This window comes from Candidatus Avelusimicrobium sp., assembly GCF_051874775.1.
Classification (GTDB): Bacteria; Elusimicrobiota; Elusimicrobia; order Elusimicrobiales; family Elusimicrobiaceae; genus Avelusimicrobium.
The window spans coordinates 16,700-35,321 of the sequence record NZ_JBJEGE010000009.1 but is presented as its reverse complement, the minus strand read 5'-3'; the positions used below and the strand labels follow the sequence as shown (position 1 = coordinate 35,321).

26 protein-coding genes are annotated in these 18,622 nt (G+C 46.7%); 17 read left to right on the top strand and 9 right to left on the bottom strand.

Translation table 11 applies throughout. The features are described 5' to 3' along the window. The first annotated feature begins 41 nt into the window (after positions 1–41). Positions 42–797 carry a hypothetical protein gene (locus tag ACI351_RS01930; RefSeq protein WP_439733572.1) on the top strand — a complete coding sequence of 252 codons (756 nt, stop codon included), beginning with the start codon at positions 42–44 and terminating at the stop codon, positions 795–797. A gap of 331 nt (positions 798–1,128) precedes the next feature. Here ACI351_RS01930 and ACI351_RS01925 read toward each other — a convergent pair whose 3' ends face one another. Genes ACI351_RS01925 through ACI351_RS01885 form a run of 9 tightly spaced genes read right to left on the bottom strand, consistent with a single transcriptional unit; the run spans position 1,129 to position 7,019 of the window. Next, a complete protein-coding gene (locus tag ACI351_RS01925) occupies positions 1,129–2,226 on the bottom strand; it encodes a tyrosine-type recombinase/integrase (protein ID WP_439733571.1) in 1,098 nt (365 codons plus the stop codon). Between the two features lie 32 nt (positions 2,227–2,258). Beyond that, the gene (locus ACI351_RS01920; protein WP_439733570.1) at positions 2,259–2,579 is read right to left on the bottom strand and encodes a helix-turn-helix domain-containing transcriptional regulator; all 321 of its coding nucleotides are present in this window, start codon (positions 2,577–2,579) and stop codon (positions 2,259–2,261) included. After that, positions 2,566–2,874, bottom strand: a complete 309-nt coding sequence (locus ACI351_RS01915; protein ID WP_439733569.1) for a type II toxin-antitoxin system RelE/ParE family toxin — start codon at positions 2,872–2,874, stop codon at positions 2,566–2,568. Before ACI351_RS01915 ends, ACI351_RS01920 begins: the two co-directional genes overlap by 14 nt. A 40-nt stretch (positions 2,875–2,914) precedes the next feature. Then, positions 2,915–3,742: a DNA adenine methylase gene (locus ACI351_RS01910; RefSeq protein ID WP_439733568.1), complete on the bottom strand. Its 828-nt coding sequence runs from the start codon at positions 3,740–3,742 to the stop codon at positions 2,915–2,917. 40 nt (positions 3,743–3,782) lie between these two features. Continuing rightward, positions 3,783–5,123 carry a hypothetical protein gene (locus ACI351_RS01905; protein WP_439733567.1) on the bottom strand — a complete coding sequence of 447 codons (1,341 nt, stop codon included), beginning with the start codon at positions 5,121–5,123 and terminating at the stop codon, positions 3,783–3,785. 34 nt (positions 5,124–5,157) lie between these two features. After that, entirely contained in the window at positions 5,158–5,580 is a 423-nt protein-coding gene (locus tag ACI351_RS01900; protein WP_439733566.1) for a thermonuclease family protein, read from the bottom strand. Beyond that, the gene (locus ACI351_RS01895; protein WP_439733565.1) at positions 5,580–6,119 is read right to left on the bottom strand and encodes a hypothetical protein; all 540 of its coding nucleotides are present in this window, start codon (positions 6,117–6,119) and stop codon (positions 5,580–5,582) included. The genes ACI351_RS01900 and ACI351_RS01895 overlap by 1 nt, the downstream gene beginning before the upstream one ends. Before the next feature lies 1 nt (position 6,120). Continuing rightward, entirely contained in the window at positions 6,121–6,360 is a 240-nt protein-coding gene (locus tag ACI351_RS01890) for a DUF4177 domain-containing protein (protein ID WP_439733564.1), read from the bottom strand. Positions 6,361–6,362: 2 nt separating this feature from the next. Further along, complete coding sequence (locus ACI351_RS01885; protein ID WP_439733563.1) at positions 6,363–7,019, bottom strand: LexA family transcriptional regulator; 657 nt, start codon at positions 7,017–7,019, stop codon at positions 6,363–6,365. A 331-nt stretch (positions 7,020–7,350) separates the two neighbouring features. Between ACI351_RS01885 and ACI351_RS01880 the strand changes: the two genes are divergently transcribed. The 16 genes from ACI351_RS01880 (at position 7,351) to ACI351_RS01805 (ending at position 18,620) form a co-directional block, all read left to right on the top strand. Then, the gene (locus tag ACI351_RS01880; protein WP_439733562.1) at positions 7,351–7,638 is read left to right on the top strand and encodes a hypothetical protein; all 288 of its coding nucleotides are present in this window, start codon (positions 7,351–7,353) and stop codon (positions 7,636–7,638) included. 1 nt (position 7,639) lies between these two features. After that, positions 7,640–7,774, top strand: a complete 135-nt coding sequence (locus ACI351_RS01875) for a hypothetical protein (RefSeq protein ID WP_439733561.1) — start codon at positions 7,640–7,642, stop codon at positions 7,772–7,774. Positions 7,775–8,098: 324 nt separating this feature from the next. Continuing rightward, positions 8,099–8,314: a hypothetical protein gene (locus tag ACI351_RS01870; protein ID WP_439733560.1), complete on the top strand. Its 216-nt coding sequence runs from the start codon at positions 8,099–8,101 to the stop codon at positions 8,312–8,314. A gap of 6 nt (positions 8,315–8,320) precedes the next feature. After that, on the top strand, positions 8,321–9,418 hold the full coding sequence (locus ACI351_RS01865; protein ID WP_439733559.1) for an ATP-binding protein: 1,098 nt from the start codon (positions 8,321–8,323) through the stop codon (positions 9,416–9,418). 18 nt (positions 9,419–9,436) lie between these two features. Continuing rightward, positions 9,437–9,886 (top strand): hypothetical protein, encoded by a 450-nt coding sequence (locus ACI351_RS01860; RefSeq protein ID WP_439733558.1) that lies wholly within the window; start codon positions 9,437–9,439, stop codon positions 9,884–9,886. Between the two features lies 1 nt (position 9,887). Further along, on the top strand, positions 9,888–10,640 hold the full coding sequence (locus ACI351_RS01855; protein WP_439733557.1) for a PD-(D/E)XK nuclease family protein: 753 nt from the start codon (positions 9,888–9,890) through the stop codon (positions 10,638–10,640). A gap of 172 nt (positions 10,641–10,812) precedes the next feature. After that, the gene (locus ACI351_RS01850; protein ID WP_439733556.1) at positions 10,813–11,178 is read left to right on the top strand and encodes a hypothetical protein; all 366 of its coding nucleotides are present in this window, start codon (positions 10,813–10,815) and stop codon (positions 11,176–11,178) included. After that, positions 11,175–11,867: a hypothetical protein gene (locus ACI351_RS01845; RefSeq protein ID WP_439733555.1), complete on the top strand. Its 693-nt coding sequence runs from the start codon at positions 11,175–11,177 to the stop codon at positions 11,865–11,867. The genes ACI351_RS01850 and ACI351_RS01845 overlap by 4 nt, the downstream gene beginning before the upstream one ends. Next, positions 11,857–12,312: a hypothetical protein gene (locus ACI351_RS01840; protein ID WP_439733554.1), complete on the top strand. Its 456-nt coding sequence runs from the start codon at positions 11,857–11,859 to the stop codon at positions 12,310–12,312. The genes ACI351_RS01845 and ACI351_RS01840 overlap by 11 nt, the downstream gene beginning before the upstream one ends. Positions 12,313–12,369: 57 nt before the next feature. Next, positions 12,370–12,654 carry an ASCH domain-containing protein gene (locus tag ACI351_RS01835; RefSeq protein ID WP_439733553.1) on the top strand — a complete coding sequence of 95 codons (285 nt, stop codon included), beginning with the start codon at positions 12,370–12,372 and terminating at the stop codon, positions 12,652–12,654. A 100-nt stretch (positions 12,655–12,754) separates the two neighbouring features. After that, on the top strand, positions 12,755–13,420 hold the full coding sequence (locus ACI351_RS01830; protein ID WP_439733552.1) for a DNA-methyltransferase: 666 nt from the start codon (positions 12,755–12,757) through the stop codon (positions 13,418–13,420). 462 nt (positions 13,421–13,882) lie between these two features. Next, the gene (locus ACI351_RS01825; RefSeq protein WP_439733551.1) at positions 13,883–15,487 is read left to right on the top strand and encodes a terminase small subunit; all 1,605 of its coding nucleotides are present in this window, start codon (positions 13,883–13,885) and stop codon (positions 15,485–15,487) included. Then, positions 15,465–16,439, top strand: coding sequence for a hypothetical protein (locus tag ACI351_RS01820; protein WP_439733550.1), 975 nt, complete (start codon positions 15,465–15,467; stop codon positions 16,437–16,439). Before ACI351_RS01825 ends, ACI351_RS01820 begins: the two co-directional genes overlap by 23 nt. Then, positions 16,439–17,338, top strand: a complete 900-nt coding sequence (locus ACI351_RS01815) for a hypothetical protein (RefSeq protein WP_439733549.1) — start codon at positions 16,439–16,441, stop codon at positions 17,336–17,338. Before ACI351_RS01820 ends, ACI351_RS01815 begins: the two co-directional genes overlap by 1 nt. 173 nt (positions 17,339–17,511) lie before the next feature. After that, entirely contained in the window at positions 17,512–18,201 is a 690-nt protein-coding gene (locus ACI351_RS01810) for a hypothetical protein (protein ID WP_439733548.1), read from the top strand. Further along, a complete protein-coding gene (locus tag ACI351_RS01805; RefSeq protein ID WP_439733547.1) occupies positions 18,198–18,620 on the top strand; it encodes a hypothetical protein in 423 nt (140 codons plus the stop codon). Before ACI351_RS01810 ends, ACI351_RS01805 begins: the two co-directional genes overlap by 4 nt. Positions 18,621–18,622: the final 2 nt, after the last annotated feature.

Here is an 18,622-nt window from a genome sequence, read left to right as displayed (position 1 = left end):
GGGGCGTATCATTCGTGTAGGATAAATAGATAGGGGGATTTATGCTGCGCAAATGTCTGACATTAGGAATTTTGCTGTGGATTTGCACACCGTCTAACGCGCAAATCCAACGCTCGTATCATTATGGGGTAGTACCGACGGAAAATATTACCACGTTTGAGGTGAATCCGTCCACCACCGCCATAGATGATTCAGGAGGAATCTCGTTCACCCAGCTTACGCTGAAGGCGTACCGCGTTATTGATGAGCGTTTTAACTGGGGAATAGAGGTCCCCGTGTCCCGTTATGAATCGCCGGAGAAATCCGTCAACGGGTTGGGCGACGTGCTGGCCAGTTTTTCGTGGTTGATTCCGGAGGGCGATAAGACGTTGGGTTATGGTTTTAAAATGGAACTTTTTCTTCCTACTGCCACCGATAAACGGCTGGGTATGGGCAAACTGCAGCTCAGCCCTTCGGCGTTTATTTTGTTTTCTCTCCCGAAAAATTTGTATGCGGCTTTTGGATATAAACATTATCAGTCTGTGGTCGGAGACCACGCACGTGACGATGTAAACTACGGTCGTTTGCGCGCCAATATCGGATATATGTCGCCGGCGCAGTGGTGGGTTCTGACCAACTTATATTATTATATTGATTATGAACACGGCGGACAGGCAGAGTTTATTCCCGAACTTGAAATCGGCACGCTGGTTAACGACGGTACGGCATTTTATATTAACGGCAGTACGCACGCTGCCGGAAACTGGCGTACCAAAGACTGGAGTTTGGGTGTCGGCTTCAAACTGTTGTATTTATAAGTACAGCTCACAATAAATCCCATGCGTAAGCACGGGGAGTTTCATAGATTATTTTTTTGCCCTGCTTATTGCTTATTCCACGCAAAAACATCGCTCTGGTCTTCTCCTCCCAACACAGGCAAAGCAGTTTGCCTGTTCCTCTCACCAAACAAAAAACCCCGTTTATCACGGGGATTTTAAGTATGCGCTCGGCGGGATACGAGGAGTATTTTGTTTCCTGTATAGTAAAAGTTAAAAAATATGCCTTTTTCGCTATACAAAATAATTTTCCGGTTCCTTTAATGTTCCTGTTTATTGAGCGAAATTATTTATTTTTTTACTACATTTTTTACTACACTTTTGGTAACTTTTCAATGGCTCCTGCCAGGGTTACTGGCGACAAATGAGCGTATATTTCGGTAGTTTTTATAGAACTATGGCCTAAAAGTTTAGAAACCGTATATAAATCTACCCCATTTTGAACAAGATGGCTGGCAAAAGTGTGGCGCAATTTATGAACATTTCCTTCAAGACCGCATCTTTTGACGATTTTGTCACGAAAATAGGTCGTATAACTATCTAAAGAAAGCCGCACCCCATAACGGTCATAAATTACATAAGGGCCTTTATGCGGCAAGTGCTGTAAATGCTCTCTTAAATCTGCTGACAAAGGAATATCCCGGCATTCATAGTCTTTTGGCGTCCAATCTTTTTTGGGCGTTACGGATAAGATTCCTTTTTGGAAATCAATGTCTTTCCACATCAGATTGTGAATTTCTGCCCGCCGAAGCCCAGCGCGGGCTCCTAACAGGATAATAGTTTCCCATGGAGGGGTTTTTCCGGGAGGATATTCCGCTGCGGAAGAACGGGCATAAGATAGAATTTGAGAAATTTCCTCCGCTTCAAAAAATTCAATACGGCCCTTGGGAGTTTTGAATTTGCTAATACTGCTCCAGTTTTGAGGCTCAATTAATCCCCATGCTTCGGCTTTTCGCATAATAACTTTGATACTTTGTATTGTGCGGTTGATTCCGTGCGGTCCCAAAACGCCCCGCGCACGTGGATATTTCTTTTTACCTTTAGGGCGGACTTTTTCAGTACGATTTTTTAGCCATGTTTTGAACTCATCCAATAATGCTGGCGTAATATCCGCCAAATCTGTTATATGAGTAAATTCTTGCAGATATTCTAAGGAAATTTTGTCGCGGGCTACCGTTTGTTGGGCCTTGTTTGCGAGGGCCCATTCCATATATCGGTCTATAAAAGATAGAATTGGGGTCGCTCCGTATTTGGAGCGGCCTTTTTGTTCGGCTTTTATATCTGCCAGCATACGCTGTGCCGCCGCTTTGTTTTCGCAAAGGGCGTATTGTTTGCGCTTTCCGTTGACCATCACAGAACCCCAGTAAACAGGGGATCCGGCGCGTTTGTAGACAGAAGGTAGTTTTGCCATAGGATTAAAAACCCCGCCGGAGCGGGGCTCTATTATTTTGCCGTAAACTGAAAGTTTATGCCCAGATTTTCCGTAAGTCCGATTAATGTGGCAAATCCGGGGTTTGCGTCCTTTTTTAACAGGCGGTATACATTGGGCCGCTTAATGGCGGTTTTACGCGACAGTTCCGCGATATTGCCGGACATCGCCAAAATACGTAGGTTCATTAAGAACACGGGCAAATTGTGCGTACGGTTATAATCCGCAATGATACGTTTTTTAAACGCTTCACGGCGTTTTGGGTTTTCTTTTAAGATTTTGGCGTAAGAGGTGTCAAAATCCTCTTTTGCCAGTTCAAAATCATTGTTTTCCATACTTCCCCTCCAAGTATTCTTTAATGGCGTGGGCTTGTTTAATATCGTCTTTTTGCGTTCCTTTATGCCCACCGCACAGCAGGAGCAAGACGGCTTTGCCTTGGAACATCGTATAATATACGCGGTATCCTTTTTGGTAATTTATTTTGATTTCGTAAACTCCTTTGCCGACGGATTTGCAGTTGGACGTATTGCCGCAAAGAACGCGGTCAATGTAGTCGGCGATTTTATCCTGCACCGTGGCGCAGAGTTTATCAAACCATTTTGAAAATAATACCGTTTGCTCTCTTTTCATATTATAAGTGTATCATATAAGATACGTTTTGTCAAGGGGGTTATATGAGGCCTTTGCTGAAAAACATCACTTCTGAACCTTGATAATGCTCTTTAACGCTGTAATTAAGGCTATATGTTTTACAGCGGTGCGGCGTATATAGTTGGCGCACTTCTTTTACGTTGTCATAGGATACAATCCAATGTTTAGAATACTTTTTTACGTTGTTGGCCAAGATTGCATGATCCGCATTAGAGAAGTGATTGTAATATAAGGACGCCCCTTTAACATAATAGGGGGGATCTAAAAAAACGAGGCTATCGGCCGGGAGTTCTTCTTCCATCCTTTCTAAAAAAACAGAGGCTTCTTCGTTGGATAGGTGTATCCAATGTTTGAGTTCGGTAATTTTACGGATTTTATCGGCCAAGGCTGCTTTATTGAAACGGGCATCTATTTTGTATTTACCCGTCTGTTTTTTGCCCCCAATAATTCCACCGCGTACCACCCCCGACACATTGGTTCGGTTTAAGAAAAACGTGGAAAAGCCTAAATCAAATAAAGAGGCGTTTTCTTTATCTAATTGAACGGCAAATTGGCGTTCGTGTTCTTCTACGGTTATAGGGGTGTTTTGCATTGTCTCAATTAATTTTTCCGGCTCGTTTAATACGGTATGCCAAAAAGCATAAATAGAGCGGTCTAAATCGTTTATGTATATCTTGGATACGAAGCCGGAGAAAAGCAGATTTAACGCCAAACCGGCCCCGCCAGCAAAGGGTTCGGCATAAGCACCGCCCACCAAGTTGTTTTTTTCCAACAACTCTTTGATTTCTTCGGCAAGACACGCTTTGCCCCCGGGATAGCGTAAAGGCGACCAGTTTTTATGTTTCATGGCTATATACTACCAAATAAATTGTGTTTTGGCCATAACCCTATTTTACATCGGAAAGCATAAAAGCAATCAGTTTTTCCATATTGATATATTGCAAAATCAAAGTGTTGACATTTGGCAACATCTCGGCATGCACGAAATTATTTAATTTTGTAATACTTACATCTTCTTTTTGCTGTTCGATATCTATTTTTAGTGTTTCCAAGTCCTTAGGGTCCGCAGTATAATTTTTATTTTGTTGGATTTTGTTAATAGCTCTCACTAGTTTGTGTTTTAATTGGCCTTCTGTATCTTGTTTTTGAAAATGTAAGTAATGATCGGTACTTAATTCTAATAAAGTACGGAATAATATTGCCCCAGCAATTGGAAAGTCTTGCAGTTTTAACGTGCGCAATTCATTTACAATATCATTGATTTTGTTTAAATGTGATGTGTCCGGCAGACAGGAGGTTTTTAAAATAAGGCATTTCCTGTCTGTGGACTTTTTGACCCCGGCTTTGCTTAATTTAAAAGGAGTGTCCGTTGGTATCTTGGTTGTCGCAGTTTTAGGTAACCTAGTTTCAGGGAATAGCGACGGCTGTATCATAGAAGGTACGTTTTCAGTGGGCTTGGCTTCTTCTGCCAGATTTGTCTTTGTTGTTCCACAAAGGTTATCTATAATTGGCAAAATCATTGCCTTTATTTGTTGCGCTGTTCCTAACGTACGGGTATTATAAGAACGGTCCTGAATGTTCTTATATATCTCTTTCATTATTTTGATTATATCATCAGATTGAGACGGTAGATTATTCCACAAAGTCTGTATTTTTGTAAATACCTCTTTCGTGCCAATAATCCTTTCAAAAGTGGAAAACCCATCATCCGGCAATATCAGCCCGTTATTATCTGCAAATTCAATCAATTTGAGAATAAAAGCGTTAGGGTCTTTTCTTCTCTGTCGCTCTAGTGGTCCCCAAGTAATTTGTTTCAATCCATCATCGTCTGTTGCGTGACGTCCATCTACAATTAAGTTAATTAAATCCAAATCAGATTCTTGACGACATTCTATCTCAGCGCTGATTTTTTTTATTAAGTTTTGATTTGTTGAAATTAATTTTTCAACGGCTTTTTTTATGTCGGCCGGGGCAAATTCAGGATTATTTAATACAGACAATGCCGTAAGACGACGATTTCCGTCATAAACAATATTGTTAGGGTCAATCAGCAATGGTTCTATTAATCCTTCATATTTAATTATAGCCTTACATAAATTCAGTAATTTTTTAGGATTTAAATTTGCAATTGCATCTTTTATCTCTTCCTGCTTAGCATTGGTACTAGCAATCCTGGGGTTTTTATTCCAAAAAATTAACTTATCAAATGAAACTTTTACATAAGGCATATACACATTCCTCCATCAGTTGGGTTTTTTACCTTTACAACGTTTTCGTTCCGCCGTCATATGGCACGGCGTGGCCGTGCTTTATAAGAGCCGTCCCCAAGTCAGACCCGTTGACCTTAACTTCACATAAAAGGCGGAAATACTTGTCCCGGCCACAGTTGCGCAGGAGTATCTTGCCGCCCCGCAAAAACTGCTTGGTAAACGCTTTTGCGGCCTTGGCCGCCGCCTTGGTTTCTTCGGTTCCGCCGCGCATTTCGGGGCAGTCCACGCCGCGCACCCTTACAGGTATAGCCTTACAAAAAATAGAGTACCGGCACGCTAAATAGACCTTAAAGGTGTCGCCGTCGTATACCGACGCAAGCGACACCTTGTTAAAGTTTTGTAGTTTTACTTCTTGCTGGGCCATACCAAGCGGCGTAGCAAGCAAAAAGATAAATGCGATAAGAAATTGACGCATTATTTGGTTGTTTTTTCCATCGCCGAATAAATATCTTTGGAATTGAGTAGATATTTAACCTGCCAGTAATCGCCTTTTTTCTGCATTGCTAGTACAAGTTTGAGATCATCATTATCTTTTCCATACAAAATTAGTTCTACTGTGGCGGCTGTATTGTCTTTATTTAAGACTTTTACAGATTTCAAATATTTGGTGGGAGAACCAGTTTTTTGGGCTTCTTCTGCTTTGCTTTGTACTGCGGATAAAAACGAAGTTTTGACGGTGGCTATAAGAGCCGGTTTCATCATACTTGCAAGACCAACGGCAAAAGGGTTGGAAGCCATCTCGGGAGCTTCGCTTAATTGTTCATCTATCATTTTACCGGCAAGGCTATCTATATCAATATATTTTTCCATTAATATAGGGTTGTTATCCTTGATTGCTAGGCCGGCTTGTTTTAATGAATACAGAGGGCCCTTTTTGTATGAATTATAGACAATGCCCCCTATTCCTGCTGCTAATATAATAAAAATGGAGAGTATAATTAAAATTTTTTTCATATTATTTAGCCTCTTTTTTCTTTCTAAAAATGAAAGTTTGGTGTTCGATAAGGGTTTGGCTTTGTCCAAACAGCATACCTAAACAACCGGGGGAAACCAGTTCGGTGATGCTCCCTTGGGAATAAAACTCCCAGCCTTCTTTTGCTTGTTCATTTAGTATCTTTTCTAAGCAAGATTCAAAAGTCTCTTTCTTTTTAGCGTTAGGGATAATTTGCCCGCTTATTACTTTGTATTCGTACATTTTTACTCCGTTAAACCAAGCCAGTTTTCTTTGTCTTGGCGGCTCCACGAGCCTATAATCAGCCCGATAATAACTAACTCTTCGGGTATAAACGGCTTATATTTCGGGTTAGTGGAGCAAAGTTGGATGTGGCCGTCCGTTAATTTGTTAATTACTTTCATACAAATTCCGTGTTCCGTTTTTACCACCATCGCGCGGCCATGTATAGGTTCTTCCGTCTTACGGATTACACAATAATCGCCGAGGTGGAGTTTTGGCTCCAAGGAATCGCCGTTACACTTTACTACAAAATCTGCGCCGGGGAATACCCACCGGGGAATATCCCAAAATGTTTCCACGTCGGCTTCCGAAAATTCCGGCAGTCCGGCGGGAACGTCGGCTAAAATAGGCAAAGAAATCGTGTTTTTGTCTGTTAAGGGAGTAACTCGTATAGAGCGAGAAAACTCTAAATTTTCTTCCCACCAAATGCTTTTTAATTCTTTTTCTGATTTATTAAAAATCTTCACCATCTTTTTTATGTTCTCTACTGATGGCTTTTTTTTGCCCGCCACCCATTCGGATACTGTTGGAGTAGAAATTTCTAATAAATTGGCTAATTTTGCTTGCGCGCCGCGTAAAATGCCGTCATTAAATTCTGTTAATAATTCTTCTTTTGTCATACTTTCCTCGTCGTAAAATAGGGTGATAATAAAATACCCCTTGACATAATGGCTAATGTTAGCTATTATTATCTTATAAGGCGCAAGTCTTATAACACAAAACAAAACAGTCTTACCGCGTTGAAAACTGCGAAATAATACAACGCGATTAACCGCCCGGACAGGCGGCACAAACAGAAAGTACGACATCACGCTAACGATTTGCGGGAAACCGTAAAATAATCAGTTCTGTTTGTGAACCGATAGCACAGGGCCAAGCCCAACCTTTCGCAGAGGTTTGCTATCGGTTTTTATTTTAGCAAATTTGAGTTATTAAAGAGGGTACAAAAAAATGACGAAAGAACGCAGAGCAAAAATGCCACTTGAAAAAACCGTCGGGGGGATTGCTTTTTACACCGTATGGGGAATGTGTTCCAAAATAGAAGGACGCAATGCGGGTTCCCATTTAAGTATTACGCAATTGCTGAAGTATGTAAAGGAAGGTTGTCCCTGTTTTGAACACGCAGGAATGCTGCTTTTTGAACAGGATTTGACGGGTTTTATGGAATGGCTCCGAAAACGTAAAGCAGCAAGGCAGATAAAAGCGCAAGAACGGATCCGCCGGATTTACGGGAGGTAATATGAAAAACTTTTTGCACGTTTTAAGTACGCCGGAGGAGTGGAGTTTGGTTTCTGTTTGGCTGGTTGGTTTAGCCGCGGCGTTTACGCTGGCCGTACTCTTTGGGGCGGCGTTTGATGCAAATTTTCCGGCTTAAAGAACCGGACGGGCGCGCAGGGCTTTCATCCCTGGTCTCCTAAAAAATAAAGTACCGCGCCCGATAGATTTTAACTGCGCCGCAGACCAAACGAGCCCGAGGCAGGCGGTCATCCTGCAAGCCGGACGCGGCGGCACCCTCCCGCGGTTGTTCTTTACGAAGCAGTAAGTATGGCTTAACCCTTGACGGAGTGGACGCACTGGCACACCCGGCAGAGTGAGGGAGCGGCCCGCCCCGCGTAAAAACGTATGGGGCTAGGGGAAAACTAAATAGGTTAACTGGGCGGTGTGCCGAAATACCGCCCTGTTATAAGAGAGTATAAAAATGGCCTTAAAACAAGAACAATCTTATAAATTGCGGGCCTTAAAATCCCGTCAGAAGAAAGTCCAAAATGTTATCGCGGAATTGCAAAAAATGTGGCCTGCTGCTATCGATCGGGCTTTCGTAGAAAGGCATATCGCGCAAAATGTGGGAACTCTTACCCAAATAGAAAGCGAAATTAAACATTTGGAATCATTACAAACCCAAACTTGGAGGTAACAAACTATGGTGTTTCAAAAAGCAACAAAACAAAAAGCCAAATTACGTATGGCATTAACCGGCCCCAGCGGCTCGGGCAAGACGTACAGCGCGTTGAACATAGCGCAATACCTTGGCAAAAAGGTTTGCGTGGTGGATACGGAGGGCAACAGCGCAAGCAAATATGCGAATTTGTTTGATTTCTGCACGCTGTCTTTGACGGACTGCCACCCCAATAACTTTATAAAAGCCATTGACGCGGCGGTGGCGGAAGGTTTTGACGTAATTATTATTGACAGCCTGTCGCACGCCTACAACGGCAAAAACGGCCTTTTGGAATTGGCCGATCGGGAAAAAATGAAAATTTCCAACCAATTCCAAGCGTGGGCCAAAGTGGCGCCCATCCAAAATGCGCTTACCCAAAAACTGCTTACCGCGCCGATCCATATCGTTACTACTTTGCGTGTAAAAACTGCATACGATATGCAGGAAGAAAATGGCAAAAAGAAGCCCGTCAAAATCGGGTTGGCTCCCGTTCAGAAAGAGGGCATTGAATACGAGTTTGACGTATTGGCGGAAATGACGCCGGAAAATATGTTTATCGTATCCAAAACCCGCTGTCCGGAACTGAACGGTCAAATCTTTAATAAGCCCGGCAAAGATGTGGCGGATATATTAAACGCGTGGCTGAATGACGGCGTAGAAGCCGCCCCCGCGCCGGCTCCGGCAACCGAACAGCCCGCGGTGCAGCCCCAAGCGGTTTCCGTGCAAGCGGCGGCCCCGAAACCGTCCGTCCAAAAAGCTCCGTTAAAACTCCAAACAGCCGCGCCTAAGAAATCCGCGCCGGCGCAAGCCCAACAAGCACCTGCCGAACCCGTTTCCGCCGGAATGGAAGCGTTTCCCGAAAAAGGACTTTTTGAACGCGTGGGCGTTCTTGCGGAAATTAAAAACAGCGGACAAGGTAAATGGGAGCTGTTTTTAAAAGGCGCAAAAGAGGCGTTGGTTACGTTTTCGCAGGCTATGAACATACAGGCGGTCAGCTTGATGGGCAAAGCCGTTAAAATCAAAGCCGTAGTAAACAACCCAGGGCAGTATGTTTTACTGAATATCGCTCCGGCGAACTAAACAGGAGGAAAAAATATTATGATGCAGTTTCCCGTAGACGTAAACGAATTCGAAAGAGCCGGAAGCAACGAACGATACATTATTCCGGACAATACCTATACGCTGGAAGTGTTGGAAGTAACCGACGGCGGCACGAGCAAAAACGGCGACCCGAAGCTGGATTTTAAACTGGGGCTTGCTGAATACCTCAACAATCCGGAATGGCCGTATAACCGTTGGACGTATCATTCCATTTATTTGATTCCGGCGGGGAAAAAAGGCCACGGAATCGCGCTTCACTTTTTAAAGGTACTCGGAGCCGTGCCGGATGAAAAAGGCGTAATCAACATTGAGCCGTCGGCTTTTGTAGGCCGCCGCTTTCAAGCGTACGTTTTCAGCGAGAAAGACCAACAGGGTGTTTTGCGCCAACGCATAAACCATATTGAAGCGTTGCCGGAGGACGCGCAGGTGGAGGAGGTGCCGTTCTAATATGATTACCGCACTTCCTAAACCTAAAATCGATGTTGAATTTCGCGTCGTACGACGCGCCCACGTTTACACGTCCGGAGGGGTGGACTACCCCTCCGTTACGAAAATCTTGGGTGTAATTGATAACGGAAAGTCCAATGCGCTTGCTATTTGGGCGCGTCGAGAAGCGTTAAAACTGGCGCAGAACGAGCTTTTTGGCGCGTTGGATGGCGGTATAACCCTTGGTTACGAAAACGTGGCCGAAATCATTAAAAGCGCAGACCGCCAGCCGGACAGGTTAAAGGACGCCGCCGCGGATTTGGGAACCCGCGTACACGAAGCCATTGACGCCTATATTTTGGGCAAAGACCCTGTGCTGGACGAAGAAAGCGTGGTCGGTTTTACCAACTTCATTGACTGGATGAGCAAAGAAAAAATCCGCATTATTTCGGGCGATATTCCGGTGGCAAGCCCCGAATGGGGATTCGGCGGGAGGCTGGATTCCGTAGGCGTGAACGACAAAGACGAAATCATTATTTTGGACTGGAAAACGTCCAACGCTCTGCGAGATGAATATCCGCTCCAAGTGGCAGCGTACGCGATTGCATTTGAGGAAATGTACGGCTTGCGCGTTGCCGGTGCCAAAGTAGTGCGCTTTGGTAAAACGGATCCGGCGGATTTTGAAGCGCGTGACGTCAGTTTGCGCGAGGCCAAGCTGGCGTTTTTTAAAGCCTTGGGACTTTTTAAGGCGATGAAAGCCGAACTTTGGGCCTAGTTGCGGGCCGGGTGGCGGCGCACCTCCCCGCCACCCCAAAGCCGTTATTAATTTAGGAGCCTTTTATGATTTACAGATGTTTGGTTTGCGGCAAATGGCGTTTGGGTAAAGGTCCTGTGTGCCACGGGTGCCGGCGAAAACTGTCGGCCATTAAAAACGAGGTCAAAAATAAATGAAATTTGATTTTTTAAAACTCTCGCCCCGAAATACCCACACCAAAGAAAAGTTTTTACTGGGCGCGATTTTAGCCGAAAGATACGGAAAAGAACTTCGTGCGGAATACCGATTCTGCCCCAACAGACGTTTTCGGGCGGATTGGTTTATCCCCAGTTTAAACGTATTGGTGGAATACGAGGGAATCTTTGGCGGCAAAGCCCGCCATACGAGCGTGGGCGGGTATTCCACCGACTGCGAAAAGTACAATTTGGCGACCGTCATGGGATACCGTGTGCTGCGTTATACGGCCAAGAATTACACCCAAGCGATTGCCGATTTGGACGAACTGGAACAGGATTTGAAGGTCGGGGGGAGTGTATGAAGATACCCTACGTCAAAGTATATACGGCGGATTTGCTGGCTAAAAGCCGCCGTTTAAGCGAGGAGCAAATCGGCCGCGCTATACTGGGCATTTGCGAGCAGGCGTTTGAAAACGCAACCGATTACAGCCCGCAAACGGATGCCGAAAAGGCTTTGTTTGATATGTTAATCGGTTGGAAAAATGAAAGCGTCAGCGCGCTGAAACAAAAGAAAAAAGCGGGCCGTTTGGGGGCGCAAAAGACAAACGAAAAACGCAAACTTTCAGACGGCGGCACCGCCGCTTTATCTGCCGTCGGCACCCGTAAGCGGCATACAGAAACAGATACAGATACAGAAACAGAGACAGATATAAATAAACAACTTACCGCGGCACCTGCCGCGGGGCAAGTGAACCCGAAACCGAAATTGAATAAATTGCAGGAATTTTCAAACGCCGTTTTGGCGGAATTTGAAGAGTTGGAAACCAAGGACCAAATCGCCGTATGGTTTAAGCGCAACTGCCGCTGTTTAAGCGATATTTTGAAATTTTGCAACGGCGAAATCCCCGTGGGGTTGGCCGTAATCCGCGTTTGCGTGGAGCGGTTGGAAAAAGCGGGACTTTCCGGCGGATATGAGGCCGTTTGCCGGAATCTGCCGGAATACTACCACGAAGCCAAAAAACGCTTGGCGGGGGAAGTTTATGCGAAGTAAAAAAGCGTCAGACGCTTACAAAAGCACCGTTCTGCCTTACCAGCCGGACAGCTGCCGGAATTGTTGGAATAAGCCCAAGGGAAAAGCAGACAACGAAATGGCACCGCGCTACCATGGCATTTATGTGTCGCTCCCCGTAATGCTGGTGGAGTTGGACGGTAAAACTACGCTGGTTTGCTACCGTGCCGAATGCCCGTTCTGCGGCGACGTGAAGTATTATGACGGGTTAGGCTGCCCGTACAAGCTAAACGGCGGCAAGGCGGATTTCGGCGTAGCGTATTGGCTGGAAATACGCCGCAACGGGTTAGACCCGGACGGGTTTATCCGCGCCGTGCATACGCAGAAGTGCCGCTATTTGGAAGCTTCTAAACTGCCCAAATACGAGAGCGGGAATCATCGGGCGGAATTTTACGAACCCAAAAGCGAGCTGTGCGAACTGTTTTAGCGTAAAACAATAGCAAGAAAATAGCAAGAATTTTTGGGAGGATAAAAGAGGAATAGTATGCCTAAAACCTTACATCTTACGCTTACTTTTCATTGGTGGAAAGAAATCGCCGAAGGGATTAAAACGTGCGAATACCGCCGCTTTTGCGAGGGCTGGCGCAAACGATTAAACGGTTTGCAACGTGGGGATTTGGTTGTATTTCACCGCGGATATACGATGCGAACGCTTACGCGGCAGATTGAGAGTATCCGAATAATTGACGGCTGGAAGTTGCCCAACGACGTTTATAAGTTTTTCGGATGTCCAAATGAAAGCCAATTCTTTGAAATTCAATTTCGGTAATTAATAACAGAGGTTACGGCTACGTTTCCGCCGCCATTGGCGGCCCGCTTTGCTCGTACGGCAGGCGCGCATCGCATAACACGCAAAGAGGACGTAGCAAATGAAAAAAGAGATTATTGGCAAACAAACATTGTACTGCGGCAATTCTTTGGAAATCATGGACTTGCTCAATGATGCGGCCTATGGGTTGGTGCTATCTGATCCGCCGTATATGATAAACACCAAAAGCGACGGAACGGGCAAGATTGACCCTTGGGGCGATTATATGAACGCCGCCGTATTTTACGCCGAGTGGATTGGCAAGGCGAGGAAAAAACTCAAAGACGACGGCGCTCTGATGTCGTTCTTGAATTGGCGGAGTGTTGCCACGTTTACCAAAGCGTCGTGCCTGCTTGGGTGGCCGATGGAAAGTTTGGTCGTGTGGAATAAAAAGTATTTAGGCACCAATATGCGCGGTTTCCGGCCTGCATACGAAATGGTCGCGCTGTTCACGCAAGCGGGGTTCAAAATCCCAAACCGTTGCTTAGGGGACATTGTGGAGTGTCCGCGGCTAACGCGTAAACCGAACCATCCGGCCGAAAAGCCCGTCGCGCTGTTGGAGTTTTTGCTGACAGCCGCGGCGCAAAACGATGTGCTGGACGTGTTTATGGGTTCCGGCACTACTTTGGTGGCGTGCGAAAAACTGGGCTTGCGCGGTACAGGGATTGAAATTAACGAAAAATATTTTGACGCCGCGTGCAGACGGGTTGAAGAAGCCGCGAGATAACCGAATATCCCCCCAATACAGGGGGGATAAATTTTTTATTTGAACAACGAGGCTAATTGCATTAGAAGATTAATAACTTCCCAAAGAGTTGGTTTACTTATTTTCATTTGCTTTGGCTCCATTCTAACGGTTTTAAAGAGATTACCCATCCTCGGTTTTTAAATTTAAAGTATTGTTTGGTCATATTCCTTGGTACTATTTGTAAATTTTTTATTTGTTTATATATGTCTATCTGTAAACTGTTTTTCCTCTCGTATATAACCTATCTGTTCGCTATTGCTAACAAGCAGGGGCCTCCTGTAAAGGAGACCCCTTGAAAAATAGCGTTTGATTAGTTATACTAGTATTACTGCGAGAACTGATTATTTAGGCCTTAAATTGGCCTGAGTGGTTGGTTCTCTTTTTTTCCACTCTTACACCCCGCAATCGCGGGGTTTTTTATTCCCCAAAACTGAAAACAATGTGGCAAGGCTTACTGAAAATAAACGGAAATTTGCTTTAGCGTTCCTGCAAACGAGGAACGCTACGTCTGCTTATTTGGCCGCGTACCCGCACTTTAAGGGCAAACGGGAGACCGCCGCCAGCAACGCAAGCCGGATTCTAAAAGAGCCGGAAGTCGAAGCGTATTTGCAGGAACTGGGGGCCGAAGCCGCCAAGCCCACGATTTTGAAACTGTCGGAACTGGGCGAATTTTGGACGCAGGTCATCCAAGACGCCGGACAGGACATAAAAGACCGCCTGTCCGCGTCGCGCACGTTGGCCCAGTATGCTTTTAAGTTCTTTGAAAAACAGCCGCAGAACGACGCGGAACAAGCCACCATGCAAAGTGGCGGCAAACCGCCTTTAAGCCCCGATTTTGCATCATTTTGCGAAAGCGTTGGCTACTTCCGCCCGTATTCCAAGCAGGTGGAAATGGCGGAGTTCGTGCGCGGCTCGGGGGCGCGGCTTTTGCTGGGTGCGCGCGGGTACGGCAAAACGGATTACGGCGTTATCTGCGGGATTGCGTGGGCTCTTTTGCGGGAGCCGTCGGACACGTGGCTTATTCTTACGAAAGAAGAAGAACGCGGCAAGGATATTTTAAGCGAAATCGCGCGCGTGTTGGAAGCGTGCGGCATAGCGTTTGAACAACGAAACAGCAAGAACTTGCGCTTAGCCGGACACGCGGGCAAAGACCCAAACGTCGCGGTTTTGCCGCTCCGTTCCCGTTCTTTTCGCGGACGCCACCCCAAGCATATCGTTTGTGACGATTTAATCACTCCGGACGATACCAGCGCGGCGGAGCGCGCAAGGGTGGAAAAGGTGCGCGAAGAACTGATGAAGCTGACGGACAACGTGGTTTTTATCGGCCAGCCGGCGCACGCCAAAGACGTATACGCCAAAATGCGTAAACTCGCCGGCGTTAAAACGCTGGAAGTGCCGTACGGCTCCATCCCCGAACTGGACTGCAATTTGGAAGCCCAGCGGGCGGCGGGTATCAGCGAAGCGAGCATACAGGCCAGTTACTTTTTGAAAATCAGCGAGAGCGAGCGTTTGCCGTTTGCGGCGGTGGAATACGCAAATTTCTTCCCGTCAGACGGGTGCGCGGGGTTTATAGACCCCAGCCACGAGGGCAACGACTACACGGCCCTTGCGCTTGTAAAACGGAACTTTGATTTGCTGATTATTGCCGGGTTTGCATGGCAGAAAGCGTGGGACGACTGCTTGGAAGAAATCGTGGCCGTAATGAAAGCGTTTAACTGCCAAACATTCGCCTTTGAAACGAACGGCGTGGGCAAACATCCCGTGATGGTGCTCCGGCAGGCGGGGGCAAACGTGCAAGGCTGGCGGTCGGACACGAACAAGCACGCGCGGATTATGAACGCGGCCGCGTACCGCCAAAATTTACGTTTGGCGCAGTTTTTACCGCCGGATTTAAACGCTCCGGCGTACAGGGAAGCGCAAACCGCGTTTAACGATATGGTCGTAAATTACGAATACAAGGCCGAACACGACGACGCGCCGGACGCTTTGGCCAATTTGCTTATGTATGTGGGAGTTTTAACGGATGAACATAAAGGACATTTTTAATTTTCAAAAGCGGGATACGCAAACGGACTATTCCGTTTCGCTGTCGTATCCGCTTGTGTACAACGGCAAAAATGCGGATTTTGCGCATACGTTTGTGTTGGAACTTTACCGCCGCATTTTGACGGACTGCTTTAATCATTCATCGGAAATCCCGCAGGATAAACAAGGCGCGTTGTGGGATTCCGTGATGTGTTTCGGTGCGGAAAAAGGAGCCAAGGGGCTGATTTCGTTTTTGGCCGAAGCGATAACCGCCCGCACGCAAAAACTTTATTTAGTTTTTGACAACGGTTTTGTACGCCTTGCCACCAACGAGGAAAAGAAAGACATTGACGCCGACCCGATTAAAAAAGGCGCGGTGTGTCTGTGTTTTGCCGATTTCAAACAGGCGACGATTTTGTTGGTGCTTGCGTCCTTAATGGAGCGGTTGCTGGAAAACGCCAACGCGGGGCTGAACATTTCCCGCAGCGTTTTAATCCAAATCAACCAGTTGCGCGAAAGCGTTTCTCTGCCGAATGCCGAGGGAGCGATTGCACAGGCCAAAGCCATTGAGCAGGGCCTTAAAAGCGGCAAAGGCGCGCTGTTGGACGCGGCGGACAAAGTGGAAGTGCCTGTTTTTAATACCGACCCGCTGGAAAGCGCCTTGGAAATGCTGTACGGGCTGATGTCCTTTTTTACGGGTATGCCGCGGGCGTATGTGTCCGGCGAACTGACGGCGGGTTTAAACGCCACGGGCGAGGGCGACCAACAAGCCACGGAGCAGGGACTCAAATTTTATTTTGTCAGCATTTTTAAACCCGTGTGCGAGCAGTTGTTTGGGGTGCAGAATCTGACGTTTAAAACGTCCGAGTGGCGCAAATTTGCCGAAATTGCAAACGTCTTGCCGGTGTTGGAAGCCACCGACGCCATACCGGCGGTCGTAAAAGAACGCCTTGTTAAAGAAATGTTTGGCTGATGGGCGAACGGTTTGACCCGTCCGCGTGGCTGGAACGGGTATTCCCAAAAGGGATAGAAAAGACCGGCTTACTTACGGACGGGCTGGACATTAAAAAGCGGTATTTGAAGGCTCTTGTCCGTGCGACAGGGCAGAGCGGCCGGAAGATTACGGCGGAAGTTTATAAAACGGTTGAGTTTTACGCCGAAAAAGAAGCCGCTTTAAAAGCCGCGGGCGAGCGGGCGTTTAAGCAGGAAGCGTTAAACGGGCAGGCTCTTTTAACAAGCCGTCTTAAAAACTTTTTGGTGTACGCCGAGGTGCAGGAACAGCGCAAGCGGCACAAGGGCAAGATGTACCGCTGGTTGCCGTCCAGTGCGGAAAACCCCGATCCAGAACACCAGTTGTTGTACGGTAAGATTTTCCGCGAGGGCGAGGGCGACAAAGACGGGTATATGCCCGGCGAGCGTTGGGGTTGCCAGTGCGGAATTGAGTGGCTGGATGACGAAGATATGACGCCGGAAGATAGGGCAGGAATGGTAGATGTCAGTTTAAACAAAACAAATATTCTACCTCCTCTTAGTCCGGATGTTTTAGAGACAATGGGGGTGCGTAATAAACGGCCCGCCCTTATGCTTCGCACGATACGGCGTAATAGCGCGAAACATAATGATTTAAGCAAGATGGACTACGATACTGGTATCCGGCAGGCCCTGTATTTACGAAAGAAGCCAATATTTCAAGATGAAGAGAATAAAAATTATTGGCATTTCGTGGGAGAACCCACCCAAAAAGGACGCAGTTATTTTGATTTGATTTTGGAAAATTCCAAAAAGAAAAAACGTTTGGAAATAGTGCATTTGCACAAACGAAATACAAAAAGTATGGAAAAGATGTTACGGAAGTACGGGATTATTAAATAAAAAGACTGACTAACTTGGGTGGCCCCGCAAAGGTAAGGTGTAAATCCTTACCAGTATTGCCCCACCATAAGCCAATCATTGGCCAGCATCCGAGCGGGAAAATTTATGCGTGTCAAGTTAATCAGTCATTAATAGTATAGCGAAATAACGCTTATTTTTCAAGGGGAAACGATATGGATAAATTACTCAAACTGATGTTTCAAAAATACCCGCTCCGCGCGGCAGACGGCGCGGACGGTGCAGACGGCGGCGCGAATAACAACGCGGATTTTGCCGCCAAGTTGGACGCTCTGACGGCGCAGGTGGAAAAACTGCTTGCCGGCAAAAAAGACGCGGACCCCGATCCCACGGACGCGGACAAAGTACGCGCCGAACTGGAAGCCAAAGCCCAAAAGGAAGCGGAAACCGCACGTATGCAGGACGCTATCAAGTTTAACTTGGGCGTTTCGCAGTTTGTTGCGGACAACAAAGACTACTTGGGCAAACTGGCCGAAGGGCTTGTGAAAACCGTCAACGAGAAACAATTTTCCGACGAGGTGCGCAAAGCGGCCGCGCTCAAAAAGAATTTACTGGAAGATTTTTTCAGCTTGCAGGAAAACATTGACGCCGCGCCGGAAGAACTCAAACCGCGCATTTTGTCGTTTAAGGCGCTCGCAGACGACGACAAAGAAAAACAAGCCGCCCAGTTTTGGGATACGCTGACGCTTACCTTGGGGCAAAAGAAACTTGCCGCCCAAGTGGCCGCGGCCAAACGTGCGCGCGCCGGACATTTTGAAGAAACCAACGATTTGATTAAACAATACAACGACAGGGTCTTTGCCAAACGTGCGCATTACCTTGGCGAAAAGGAGCAAGCAAAATGAGCAAACAATTAGGCACGCCGTACAAACGCGGCAAGTCTGACGTGATTGACAATTTTGCCCCCAACGGCGGCACTCCCGTCGGCGAGGGGTTGGCCGTTACCAAAGCCGCAGACGGCACGATTAAAGCGCAAAGCGCGGCCTCCGATGTGGTTATCGGCGTAAGCGGCGTATGCGAAATCAAACGCCAGTCCGTGGTGCGCTGTGGTTTGGAAACGTACGTCCAACTGGCTACGGGGGCCACTCCGGCGGACGGAAAAGCCGTTTATGTTTCCGGCGGCAAATTTACCGACGCCGCCAAAACGGGCGAAACCAACAACATCGCGGTAAACGCTGTTTTTTGCACGGGCAAAGTAACGGCCAAAGACAGCAAAGGCAACAAATACGACGCCGCAGCCATTGATTTCGCCGGCGGGCTGTAATC